Raw genomic sequence first — 12057 nt, 5'->3', positions numbered from 1 at the left:
AACGGGCCGCCAGGCGACTGGCGGCCCGTTGCGTTTGGGGCGTGCAATCGCGCTGGCGATGTCCGCAGGAATGCGCCGGGATCACGCCAGGCAGGGCGGCTCGGCGAGTTCGCACAACGGTAGCCAGGTCAATACGCCGTCGCCGTTGCGGATCAGCAGCCCCAGTTGCCCGTGCTGCTGCAACGGCTGGGCGTAGACCGGCGCGGCCCTGGGCGCGGCGTGCGCGGAGGCCGACACCGACCAGGCGCTGGCCAGCAGGGTCTGCGGCCGCGCCGCACGCAACGTGGCGACCAGTCCGGCCGGATCGCCGTGCCGCAGGGCGTGGCGGCACAGCGCCAGCAGGCAGGCGTCGTCGTCGTGCGGGTGCGCGCGCGTCGGTGCAGTGGCGTCCTCGATCGCTGTACGCGCGCGCTGCAGCAGGCGCCGCAGGTACTGGCGCGAGGCGCTTTCGCTGCGTGCCGACAACGCCGCCAGGTCGGCATGGCTGAAGTCGAAGGCCTCGGCAAGCAGCAGCATCGCCACGTCGCCGGCCGGCAGCGTGCGCACCAGCGCTACCAGCGCGTGCGTCACTGCCGCGCTGTGGAGGGCGTGGCGTTCCGGCCCGTCCGGATCGTCGGTGACGGACAGTGCGTGTTCCTGTGCGATGCGCTCCAGCAGGACCCGGTAGCGGCCGCGGCGGCGCAAGCGGTCGATGCACAGATGGCGCAGCACGGTGGTCAGCCAGGCGTCGCGGCCGCTGGCCGGCAGCGGTCCCTGTGCGGCGCGCAAATAGGCCTCCTGCACGAGATCCTCGGCGTCCTGGCCCTGGCCAAGCCAGCGATGCGCCAGGGCCAGCAACTGGCGGCGCAGCGCCTCGCCGTCGGCCGGCGTGGGCGTGTCGGTCGGAGATGTCACGTCGTGGCCCCGTCGTTCGTTGGGAGTGACACCCACCATACATGGAGACAGGCCGATGCTGCGTTCCGACGAAATGTCCCCCGCCGCGCCCTACGCGCAGTCGCCGTCCGCCGCCTTCCTCGAGGAAAAGGCGTTCCGCGCGCGGACCCTGCTGCTGTTCGGCACCATCACCGACGCCAGCGCCTACCAGACGGTACGCCATCTGCTGGCGCTGGATGCCGAGTCCGATGCGCCGATCGCGATGATCGTGTCCTCGCCGGGCGGGCATCTCGAATCCGGCGACGCCATCCACGATGCGCTGCGCTTCATTTCCGCACCGGTCGACATGATCGGCTCGGGTTGGGTCGGCAGCGCGGCCACGCACGTGTTCCTGGGCGTGCCGCGCGAGCGCCGGGTGTGCCTGCCGCAGACCCGGTTCCTGATCCATCAGCCCAGCGGCGGCGCCGGCGGCCCGGCCAGCGATATCGCCATCCAGGCCAGCGAGATCCTCAAGGCGCGCGCCCGCATCGCCAAGGTCATTGCCCGCGAGACCGGCCAGCCGCTGGAGCGCGTGGAGACCGACATCGAGCGCGACTGCTGGATGTCGGCACAGGAGGCGATGGACTACGGCCTGGTGTCGCGCATCGTCGAGCGGCGCAGCCAACTGGCCGGGCGCTGAGGGCTCCGGCCAATGCGGCAGGCGCCGTGCGCGGCGATCGCCGCGGGCATGACCTATGGCATGGCACGCGGCGGCGGCGCAGGCATAGCATGGGGGTTTGCCTGTCCGCTGTCGTTCGCCCCCCCCTGGAGATCCCATGAACAAGTCCACCGCCTGGATGGCGCCGTTGCTGCTGGCCGCTACTGTCGCGTTCCAGGCCTCGGCGCAGACCGCCCCGCCGCGCGACGTGCCCTTCGCCGGTACGTTGAAGATCGATGTCGATGCCACCGATCTGGCGCACCGTATCTTCCGCGTGCGCAGCACCATCCCGGCCACGCCGGGGCCGATGACCCTGCTGTATCCGCAGTGGATCCCCGGCAACCATTCGCCGACCGGCCCGATCGACAAGCTCGCCGGGCTGGTGATCAAGGCCAACGGCAAGGTGTTGCCGTGGACGCGCGACCAGTTCGACGTCTATGCGTTCAAGATCGACGTGCCCGCCGGCGTCAGCGAGATCGTCGCCGAGTACCAGTTCCTGTCCTCGCAGGGCGACGGCCAGGGCCGGGTGATGATGACCCCGGAGATGCTCAACCTGCAGTGGAACACCACCGCGCTGTATCCGGCCGGGGTGTACGCGCGCAACATCAAGGCGCAGGCCAGCGTGACCCTGCCGGCCGGCTGGAGCTACGCCACCGCGCTGGAGACCGCCACGCGCAGCGGCGATACGGTGACGTTCAAGCCGATCGATTTCGACGACCTGGTCGATTCGCCGATGTTCGCCGGCAAGTACTACAAGCGCATCGTGCTGGACGACAAGGGCAAGGCGCCGGTGGCGCTGAACGTGTTCGCCGACAAGCCCAAGTCGCTGGAGGCCAAGCCCGACCAGATCAAGGCGCACGTGGCCCTGGTGCAGCAGATGGACAAGCTGTACGGCGCGCGCCACTTCGACCACTACGAGTTCCTGCTGGCGTTGACCGACAAGCTCGGCGGCATCGGCCTGGAGCATCATCGCTCCAGCGAGAACAGTGGCCCGCTCGACTACTTCACCGAGTGGGACAAGAGCTGGGAGATGCGCGACCTGCTCGCGCACGAGTTCAACCACTCCTGGAACGGCAAGTACCGGCGCGGCGCCGACCTGGCCACGCCCAACTTCAACGTGCCGATGGGCGACAGCCTGCTGTGGCTGTACGAGGGCCAGACCCAGTTCTGGGGCGAGGTGATCGCCGCGCGCGCAGGGCTCTGGACCCAGGACCAGGCCCGCGACATGCTGGCCAACGTCGCCGCGGTCTACCAGCGCGGCCGTCCCGGCCTGGCCTGGCGCGCGCTGCAGGACACCACCAACGACCCGACCATGTCGATGCGCCGGCCGCGCGCCTATCGCAGCTACCAGATGAGCGAGGACTACTACTCCGGCGGGCAGATGGTCTGGCTGGAGGTCAACGCCAAGCTGCGCGAGCTCAGCGGCGGCAAGCGCTCGCTGGACGATTTCGCCAAGGCGTTCTTCGGCATGCACGACGGCGCCTGGGACGTGAACACCTACACCTTCGACGACATCGTCGCCACGCTCGATGGGATCGCCAAGTACGACTGGGCGAGCCTGCTGCGCAGCCGTCTCGATGCGCACGGGTCGCTGGTCGGCGGGATCGAGGCCAGCGGCTGGAGGCTGGTCTATACCGATCAGCCGAACGCGGCCAGCAAGACCTCCGAGGCGCGCAACAAGAGCTTGGACCTGAGCTACTCGCTGGGCCTGAGCCTGGACGAGCAGGGCCGGGTGCAATCCGTGCTGTGGGACAGCCCGACGTTCAATGCCGGCATCATCGCCGGCAACCGCGTGGTCGCAGTCGGCGGCCGCGAGTACAGCGCCGAGGCGCTCAAGGATGCGGTCACCGCGGCCAAGGGCGGCAGCACGCCGATCGAACTGCTGGTCAAGCGCGGCGACCGCTACGACACCGTGCGCATCGCCTACTACGGTGGCCTGCAGTATCCGCACCTGGAGCGCATCGCCGGCACGCCGGATCGCCTGAGTGAGTTGTACAAGGCGCGTTGAGGGCGGCGAGCGCGATCGCCGCCCGGCGCTTCGGTGTGCCGGTGCGCGGTGCGGCGACGGCGTCGTCGTACTGGCGCGTGTCGCTTGCGGCGGTTGCGCGCGCGATGCTCATTGTTTGGTCGCCACCGATGGCGCAGTCCATGTGAAGCCATTCCTGCAGCGAGCGCAGCACCGTGCGGGAGCGGCCGAGGTGGCCGATCTTCTTTGGGGGGACGAGGTCAGGCGGTGAAAATCAATGTGGTCGGCACCAGCGCAAGCGGGAAAAGCACACTCGCCAGGCTGATCGCCAAGGAACTTGCGATTCCCTATGTCGAAATGGACAGACTCTACTGGCGCCCGGACTGGCAGGGGACCCCGGACGATGTGTTCCTGAAAGAGCTGGAGCGTGCGTTAGCCGCCTCTGCCGACTGGGTGCTGGATGGCAACTACAACCGGACGCGCCCCGTGAAATGGCGCGACGTGGACCTGGTGGTGTGGGTGGATTATGGATTTTTGCGCACGCTGTTCCAGGCTGTCGCCAGAGCGTTCAAACGGGCCTGGCACAAACATGAGCTGTGGCCCGGTACGGGAAATCGCGAGAGTTTTCGCCGCGCCTTCTTTAGCTGGGAGTCCATCATCATCTGGATGCTCAAGACCTGGCGCAGCAACCGCGCGCGCTACCAGGCCGATCTGCACAACCCGCAGTACGCGCATATTCGCTTCGTGCGCATCAGGCGACGGGAGCAGGCGCAACACCTGCTTGCTGCCTTGAAGGCGCGCTGACGGCCTCCCTGCCGCGACAAGCGAAGAGGACATCGTCCCGGGCAGAATCGGTCTGACCCGACGTCGGCGCCACAGGCTGCCTCCTGCTGCCGCCTGCTGCCGCCTGGCGGCCGTGCGCGGGCGATTTGGGTCATCAGTCGCGGGGAAACGCAGCAGCGCCCGCCGTACATCGGCGTCGCTGCCGAGTGCGCGACGTCTTCCCGGCGCCGCGTCGCGGACCTTGAGACCGCCAGCCACTATGCTGATGCATTGTCTGAGCGGACCAGAAGCAGATGGCGAAAGCGAAAACGGCCTATGTCTGCGGCGAGTGCGGCGCCGAATACAACAAGTGGCAGGGCCAGTGCACCGAATGCGGCGCCTGGAACACGCTGAGCGAGATCGTGCTGGAGAGCGCGGCCACGGCCAAGGCGCCGGCCGCGGCGCGGCGCAGCGGCTGGGCCGGCAAGGCCGAGACGCCGAAGATCACCGCGCTCAAGGACGTGGAGCATCGCGACCAGGCGCGCGTGTCCACCGGCATCGGCGAGTTCGACCGGGTGCTCGGCGGCGGCCTGGTCGAGGGCGCGGTGGTGCTGATCGGCGGCGACCCCGGCATCGGCAAATCGACCCTGCTGCTGCAGGCGCTGGCGAAGATGGCCGGCACGCTGCCGGTGCTGTATGTGACCGGCGAGGAATCGCTGGGCCAGGTCGCCGGCCGCGCGGTGCGCCTGGACCTGCCGCTGGACGGCCTCAACGCGCTGGCCGAGACCGGCATCGAGCACATCCTGCAGCACGCCAGCGCGGCGCGGCCCAAGCTGATCGTCGCCGACTCGGTGCAGACCCTGTGGACCGAGGCGCTGACCGCCGCGCCGGGTTCGGTCAGCCAGGTGCGCGAGAGCGCGGCGCGCCTGGTGCGCTACGCCAAGGAGACCGGCACGGCGGTGTTCCTGGTCGGCCACGTCACCAAGGAGGGCGGCATCGCCGGCCCGCGCGTGCTCGAGCACATGGTCGATGCGGTGCTGTACTTCGAGGGCGAGAGCGGCAGCCGCTTCCGCCTGCTGCGCGCGTTCAAGAACCGCTTCGGCGCGGTCAACGAACTGGGCGTGTTCGCGATGGGCGAGAAGGGGCTGAAGGAAGTCTCCAATCCGTCGGCGATCTTCCTGTCCGGCGGCAGTGCGCACCAGCCAGGCAGTTGCGTGATGGTCACCCGCGAAGGCACCCGGCCACTCATGGTGGAAGTGCAGGCGCTGGTGGATGCCTCGCCGCTGTCCAATCCGCGGCGCGTGGCGGTGGGCCTGGAACAGAACCGGCTGGCGATGCTGCTGGCGGTGCTGCACCGCCATGGCGGCATCGTGGTCGGCGACCAGGACGTGTTCGTCAACGTGGTCGGCGGCATCCGCGTGCAGGAGACCGCGGCCGACCTGCCGGTGCTGCTGGCGGTGCTGTCGTCGCTGCGCGATCGGCCGTTGGCGGAAAAGACCATCGCCTTCGGCGAGGTCGGCCTGTCCGGCGAGATCCGCCCGGTGCCCAATGGCGAGGACCGGCTGCGCGAGGCCGCCACGCACGGCTTCAAGCGCGCCATCGTGCCCAAGGCCAATGCGCCCAAGACCGGTACGGTCAAGGGCATGGAGGTGATCGCGGTGGAGCGCCTGGCGCAGGCGCTGGAAGCGGCGAGCGAATAGGCTGCGGCGTCGGCGGGCAGCGGCGCGTCGTCCCCGTGTACTGCGTCGCTTCGAATCGCGATGCGGTGGTGCGCGCGCGAGTGCGGCCCACATAGACGCGTGGCCGCATCGCGCGGCCTGGTGTGGAGATTTCCGATCCGCACCGTCAGCCACGTGCATCCGCTCGCTGCATGTCGATGCGCGCGACCGGCCGCAGGTCGCAGCCGGCGCCTCTTCTTCGGTAAGGCGAACGGCGCGCGTCGCCACGCGCGCCGTTGCCGTTGCGGTGCCGCAGGCGCGATGGCGCCCGCGGGTCCGTCAATCCTTGCGGTACACCACGCCGAGCTTGTCGATCTCGTCGCCGTCGCGGCCGGTGAAGCCGGCGATGTGCCAGCCGCTGGGCGCGGTGAGCGTGTAGGTCTCGGCGGTCGGCGTGCCGGCGCTGAGGCTGCGGCCCTGGTTGGTGCGCAGGCTCAGCGAGAACAGCCGGGTGTGGCCGTTGTACTGGCCCACGCTCAGCGTGGCCGAGGTCAGCCGCTCGTTGCTGCCCAGGCGCAGCGTGACCGGGTCGCCGCCGCTGCCGCCGTGGGCCAGGGTGCTGCCGTTGTCCAGGCTCAGCGCGATGCCGTCCAGGCGCGAGGCGCCGCGCAGTGTCACGCTGGCGATGGTGCGCTGCTCGGCGCCCTTGGCGATGTCGTTGAACGGGGTGCCGTGCGGGCCGCCGAACTGGTCGCTGGTGCGCACGGTGGTCCCGACTGCCCAGCCGAACTGCGCGGCCAGCGGGTAGTGGTCGGACAGCGGCTTGCCGTCGCTGTCGTAGAAGTTGCCGTCGTCGAGCTTGTAGCGGTTGGCGACCAGGGTCAGCTGCGGCGCGTCGCGGTACAGGATCTTGTCCACCACTTCGCAGTCGTTGGTCGGCGGGGTGCCGCACAGCAGCGGCGCGGCGCCGGCGGCCGGGGCGCTGCCCTTGACCAGTTCCACCCAGGCATCGGTCAGGCCGTTGCCGGCGATCAGCGTGCGGATGTTGTCGTCGGCGCGGGTGTAGCGGGTGTTGGAGTCCATCATCACCAACACCGCGTTGCCGGCCGACCAGGTCTGGATGAACTGCGAGAGCTGGCTGATGTTGGCGCGCCGCGCGGCCAGGTCGGCGCTTTCGGTGCCGGCGTTGGGGTGCGCGTTGTACACGTCCAGCAGCACGCCGTCGTCCAGGCGCACGCGCATGTAGCTGAAGCCCTTGGGGGTGAGGCAGTCGGTGCCGTTGCACTTGTCCCACTTGATGCGGGTGAAGTCGTCGAAACGGTAGTTGCTCAGCGTGTTGAGGCCGTCGCCGATCGCCGCGCCGCCGCTGGTGGGCGTGCGGTAGGGGTGCTGGTCGCCCGCGTACAAGGTGGCGTGATAGTTGAAGTCTTCCTGCACGTTGATCAGGCCGTAGGGCGCCAGCTTCGGTGCGATCTGGGCGGTGTTGGCGGCCGGGTTGCTGCTGGAAATGCCCTGCGGCAGGCCGGCGACGTTGTAGGTGAGCACGTCGAGCACGCCGACGTCCGATTGCGCGTGGACCACGCCGGCGCAGGCCAGGCTCAATCCGATGCCGTAGCTCACGAGGGTGCGTAGATGCTGGATCATGAATCGCCTCTTGCGGGTTGGGAGGAACAGCGGGTGGCGCGAGCGCCAGGGGCGGTGCCGGAAGGCACCGATGCCGCCGCGCGACCGGCCGGGGCCGGCGCACGTGGCGTCATGGGGTCAGGAACTGCGGATCGAGCGCGGCCTCGACCGCGGCGGCGAAGGCGGGTAGCGGGCAGTCGTAGGCGGCGTCGGCGCGGCTGCACTGCGGGATGAACACGGGCGACTCCAGTGGCGGCGCCTGCAGCGTCAGCGCGCGGCGTTCGCGCAGTTGCGCCAGGCTCTGCGCGGTGTAGCGCAGGCGGATCACCCGTTCGCCGTCGGCGCGGCGCCAGCGCTCGAACACCAGCGCGCCGCCGGGCACGGTCTGGTCGGGCTGGTAGCCGGGCAGTTGCCAGTGCAGGTCGAGCATGCCGGCCAGCAGGGTCAAGGTGCCGTCGTGGCCGGACAGCACCAACAGCCGCGCCGCGCCGCCGATCGGTTCGGCCCGCGTGGCCTGGCCGCTGCCGTCCAGCAGCGTCGCCAGCAGCCGCGCGGCCAGCGGCGAGGCGGCCATGCGCGCCACCGCCGGCGCGCGCAGGCGCAGCGCGAACTCGGCCTGGTGCGGGGCGAAGGCGCGCAGCAGGCTGGCCTCGTCGACGCCGCGCCAGCCCAGCGCGGCGAAGTCCTGGCCGTCGGCCCAGGCCATCAGCAGGCTTTCGCTGAGGCCGGAAGCAGTCGAGGCCGGGCCTTCGATGCCGGGGATCGCGTCGTCGGCATCGCCCAGCCGCGCCGGTACCGCATCCAGGCGCAGCTTGCCGCTGCCGGCGTCGGCCGGGCAGGGCCGTTGCGCGCACTGCAGCAGCAGTTGTTGCAGGCTGTCGATGGCATCGGCCTGGGCCGCGTTCCAGGCCTGCGCGTCGCCGCCGATGCGGCCGGCGATGGCCGCACGCATCTGCGCCACCACAGCGGGAGTGCGCAGGGCGGGCGCGCCGTCGAACAGCGGATCGGAGGCATCGTCGGCGACGCTGTGCACCGGATTGGCGCAGCCCGGGGTCAGCGTGCTGGCCAGCGCCTGCGCCGAGGCGAGGGTGCGTTGGGTGCGGTTGGCCCAGTAGTATGCGGCCGCGCAGCCGTCGCCGGCGAACAGCCCCAGCGGCGCATAGCGGGCGCGGTAGTAGGCGCCGAACAAGCGTTCCAGCGCCGCGCCGTTCGCGGTGAGATACCCGGCGGGCACCGCGAAGCGCGGCCAGGGGCGTGCCGAATAGCGCTCCAGTTGCTCCGCGCTGGACATCGCCGCACGCACGCCGTGGCGCTTGAGGATGACGACTTTTTCCAGCGTGTCCGTCGCGGCCGCTTGCGCACGTGCGGCGGTGCAGGCCAGTGGCGCGAAGGCGAACAGGACGAGGGTGGCGAGGCGCGGCAGCGATGGCATCGGCAAGCTCCAGGCAGAGGCGGTACGCCGCGCGCGGCGGCGGGCGGCGCACGGTGCGATGGCCGGCGCCCGCGGCGATGCAGGCCGCGGGGCGGGCGGGCTGCCGCGCGTGGGCGGCAGCGCGGCGGATCAGAAACGTGCGCGCAAGCCCACCGACCAGGTGCGGCCGTAGTCGGTGTAGCCGCCAAACAGGCGGTCGCCGACGTACTGGCGCTGCACGGCGCCGGTGAGATTGATCGCGTTGACGAACACCGACAGGGTGTCGTTGACCTTCCAGGCCACGTTCGCGTCGAGGCTGCCGAACTTGTCGCTGTTGAGCGTGGCGACGTTGGCGGTGCCTACCGCGTTGACGATGTCGTCGCTCCAGCCATAGCTCACCCGCGCCATCAGCGGTCCCTTCTCGTAGAACAGCACCGCGTTGTAGGTGTTCTTGGCCACGCCTTCAAGGCTGTCGGTGAAGGTGCGGCTGCCGTCGCGATAGGTGGCCTCGCTGTCGGTCCAGGTGTAGTTGAGCTGCATGCCCAGTCCGTCCAGCGGCGCCGGCAGGCCGGCGAAGACCTGCTGGTAGGCCACTTCCACGCCCTTGACGCTGGCCTGGCTGCCGTTGGTCTTGGACGAGAGCAGGTAGGTCTGGCCCTGGTACTGCAGGTTCGACATCTGGGTCTGGATGAAGCGCGAGATGTCCTTGTAGAACACGCCGCCGGTCAGCGCCGAGGTGCCGTCGATGTACCACTCGAAGGTCAGGTCGTACTGCCAGGCCTCGAACGGACGCAGCGACGGATTGCCGCCGCTGGCGGTGAGGATCTCGCCGCTGGAATTGAAGGTGAGCTTGGACGACAGGTCGGTGAGGTCGGGACGGGTGATGACCTTGGCCGCGGAACTGCGCAGCACCATGTCCTCGCGCACGTCCCAGGCGGCGTTGAACGAGGGCAGCGCATTGCTGTAGCTGCGTTCGAAGTGCACCGGCTGCGCGCTGCCGTTGACGTCGGCGTGGCCGTCGGTGGTCTGCTCGGTGCGCACCAGGCGCACGCCGAGGTTGCCGCGCAGCGCGCGGCCGGCCAGGTCGCCGCCGAAGTCGGCCATCGCATAGGCCGAGCCGATCTTCTCCTTCACCTCGTAGGAGTTCTGCAGGTCGGCGCTGTTCGGCGTGTTGACCAGGTCCGCGGCGGTCGGCCAGGTGCCGAAGAAGCGCGATTCGATCGGCGCCAGCCACTGCCGCGGCAGGTTGCCGTTGGCGTCGGTCAGCATGTCGTCCACCGGCAGCGCGGTGAAGTTGCCGGCCGGGAAGCGCACCCCGGCGATGCTGGTCAGCAGCAGGTCGGCGCGATCGTAGGTGCGCGAGCGCTGCCGGTACTTGGCGCCGAACTTGAGCTCGCGAAAGAAGCCGTCGCCGAGCGCGCGTTTGGCGTCGAGCTGCAGCGCGTCCTCCTTGTCGCGCGCATCGATCTCGCGCCACTCCAGGCGGCGCCCGGCCACGCTGGCCGGGTTGGTCGGGTCGAAGCCGTTGGTGAAGCGCCAGTCGGGCACGTCGTCGCCATCGGCCTGCGGCATGTCCACGCGCATCGACAGGGTGGTGCCGCTGCGCAGGCGCGTGCGCCGGATCGGATCGGAGTCGTAGCTGTGCGCCTGCGAGTGGAACGCCACCGCGCCCAGCGTCCACGCATCGCCGCTCCAGGTGCTGGACAGGCGCGCGCTGCGGTTGTCGTCGGTGATGCCGGAGGTCTCGCGCGAGATCTGCACCTGGCCGTTGCGGTAGTCGAAGCCGGCGACGCCGCCATGCGCCACGCGCAGGTTGCTGAGCTTGGCCAGGCTGTCGAAGCCCACGCCCAGGCTGTATTCGTCGTAGTGCACGGTCTGCTTGGCGTAGAGCAGGTCCAGGTTGGTTTCCCAGGCCGCGCTCGGTTTCCACTGCAGCGAGGCGGCGATGCCGGTGCGTTCGCGCTGCTCCAGTTCCAACGTCGGGCGCAGGCCGGTGGGGACGTAGTTGGCGCCAGGCACGCCCGGCACGCCGTTGCGGTAGTAGTCCCAGCTCACTTCGTTGACCCGGTCCTGGCGCAGGCTGCGCTGCGCGTAGGCGCCGGACAGCAGCAGGCCGAAGGTGCCGTCGGCGTTGACCCAGTTGAACAGGCCGGACACGCGCGGGTCGTTGGCGTGGGTGCGCTGCGCCTGGCTCGACTCCAGCGACACGTTGGTAAGCGTTTTCCCCAGTTCCAGCGGGCGGAACGTGCGCACGTTGACGATGCCGCCGATCGCGCCTTCGTCCAGGTCGGCGGTGGGGCTCTTGATCACTTCCAGGCCGGCGACCAGTTCCGCCGGCAGGGTGTCGTAGCGGAACTGGCGGCCGGTCTGGCCGGAGGTGCGCACGTTCTCGTTGACCGCCATGGTCTGGCCGTTGAGCGTGGTCACCTGGAAGTTGGGCCCCAGGCCGCGCACGCGCACGTACACGCCTTCGCCGCGGTCGCGCACGATCGACACGCCGGGCACGCGCTGCAGCGCTTCGGCCACGTTCTGCGCCGGCAGCTTGCCGATGTCCTCGGCGGCGATCACGTCGACCACGCTGTCGGCGTAGCGCTTCTCGCGCAGCGCGGCGCTGAGGCTGCCGGCGTAGCTGCCGAGCACCTGGATGCCGTCCAGTTGCTTGACCGGCGCGTCCGCGGGCGTGGCCTGCGGCGGTGCCGCCGTCATCGCCGCCGGCGCGGTGGCGGCGGTCTCGGCCGGCGCGCTCGCGGCCTCGATCGTCACCGTGGTCGGGGTCAGGAAACGGTAGCGCAGGCCGGTGCCGTCGAGCAGTTGCTGCAGCGCCTGTTCCGGCGCCGCACCAGCGCGGCTGCCATGGGTCTGCGGGTTGCCGGTGCTGCCGGCGGCATAGACGAACTGCAGGCCGGTCTGCCGCGACAGCGCATTGAGCGCGCGCGCCAGCGGCTGCGCGGGAATCGCCTCGACCGCGATGGGCGCGGTCTGCGCGCCGGCGACGCCGGCGTGCAGGGCGAGGGCGATGGAAAGGAACAGGGTGCGGCGCATCGTCGGGTCCTGTGAGAGCGGGGGT

The 12057-nt window shown here is 70.2% G+C and carries 8 protein-coding genes; 4 read left to right on the top strand and 4 right to left on the bottom strand.

What is annotated here, in order from left to right; all coding sequences use genetic code 11:
- Positions 1–81: 81 nt before the first annotated feature.
- Positions 82–894 (bottom strand): sigma-70 family RNA polymerase sigma factor, encoded by an 813-nt coding sequence (locus ACHWVH_RS01025; RefSeq protein ID WP_295937456.1) that lies wholly within the window; start codon positions 892–894, stop codon positions 82–84.
- 55 nt (positions 895–949) lie between these two features.
- Between ACHWVH_RS01025 and ACHWVH_RS01020 the strand changes: the two genes are divergently transcribed.
- The 4 genes from ACHWVH_RS01020 to radA all read left to right on the top strand — a co-directional run bounded on the left by ACHWVH_RS01020 (position 950) and on the right by radA (position 5998).
- Entirely contained in the window at positions 950–1552 is a 603-nt protein-coding gene (locus tag ACHWVH_RS01020; RefSeq protein WP_394686485.1) for an ATP-dependent Clp protease proteolytic subunit, read from the top strand.
- A 136-nt stretch (positions 1553–1688) separates the two neighbouring features.
- A complete protein-coding gene (locus tag ACHWVH_RS01015) occupies positions 1689–3578 on the top strand; it encodes a M61 family metallopeptidase (RefSeq protein ID WP_394686484.1) in 1890 nt (629 codons plus the stop codon).
- Positions 3579–3803: 225 nt separating this feature from the next.
- Positions 3804–4340, top strand: coding sequence for an adenylate kinase (locus ACHWVH_RS01010; protein WP_394686483.1), 537 nt, complete (start codon positions 3804–3806; stop codon positions 4338–4340).
- A 272-nt stretch (positions 4341–4612) separates the two neighbouring features.
- Positions 4613–5998, top strand: coding sequence for a DNA repair protein RadA (radA, locus tag ACHWVH_RS01005; protein ID WP_017907382.1), 1386 nt, complete (start codon positions 4613–4615; stop codon positions 5996–5998).
- 297 nt (positions 5999–6295) lie between these two features.
- On the opposite strand, the gene ACHWVH_RS01000 is transcribed toward radA, so the two are convergent.
- The 3 genes from ACHWVH_RS01000 to ACHWVH_RS00990 all read right to left on the bottom strand — a co-directional run bounded on the left by ACHWVH_RS01000 (position 6296) and on the right by ACHWVH_RS00990 (position 12032).
- Entirely contained in the window at positions 6296–7600 is a 1305-nt protein-coding gene (locus ACHWVH_RS01000) for a jacalin-like lectin (RefSeq protein WP_394686482.1), read from the bottom strand.
- Between the two features lie 109 nt (positions 7601–7709).
- Positions 7710–9011, bottom strand: a complete 1302-nt coding sequence (locus ACHWVH_RS00995) for a histidine-type phosphatase (protein WP_394686481.1) — start codon at positions 9009–9011, stop codon at positions 7710–7712.
- Positions 9012–9140: 129 nt separating this feature from the next.
- Positions 9141–12032 (bottom strand): TonB-dependent receptor, encoded by a 2892-nt coding sequence (locus ACHWVH_RS00990; RefSeq protein ID WP_394686480.1) that lies wholly within the window; start codon positions 12030–12032, stop codon positions 9141–9143.
- Between the last annotated feature and the right edge of the window lie 25 nt (positions 12033–12057).

The organism is uncultured Xanthomonas sp., assembly GCF_964278005.1.
In the GTDB taxonomy this organism is placed as follows: Bacteria; Pseudomonadota; Gammaproteobacteria; order Xanthomonadales; family Xanthomonadaceae; genus Xanthomonas_A; species Xanthomonas_A sontii.
The sequence above is the reverse complement of the archived record's forward strand: the minus strand, read 5'-3'. Positions and strand labels throughout refer to the sequence as shown.

Coding starts and splice junctions, on each gene's coding strand:
- radA (WP_017907382.1), top strand. CDS start 4,613: ATGGCGAAAGCGAAAACGGCCTATGTCTGCGGCGAGTGCGGCGCCGAA.
- ACHWVH_RS00990 (WP_394686480.1), bottom strand. CDS start 12,032: ATGCGCCGCACCCTGTTCCTTTCCATCGCCCTCGCCCTGCACGCCGGC.
- ACHWVH_RS01000 (WP_394686482.1), bottom strand. CDS start 7,600: ATGATCCAGCATCTACGCACCCTCGTGAGCTACGGCATCGGATTGAGC.
- ACHWVH_RS01015 (WP_394686484.1), top strand. CDS start 1,689: ATGAACAAGTCCACCGCCTGGATGGCGCCGTTGCTGCTGGCCGCTACT.
- ACHWVH_RS01020 (WP_394686485.1), top strand. CDS start 950: ATGCTGCGTTCCGACGAAATGTCCCCCGCCGCGCCCTACGCGCAGTCG.
- ACHWVH_RS00995 (WP_394686481.1), bottom strand. CDS start 9,011: ATGCCATCGCTGCCGCGCCTCGCCACCCTCGTCCTGTTCGCCTTCGCG.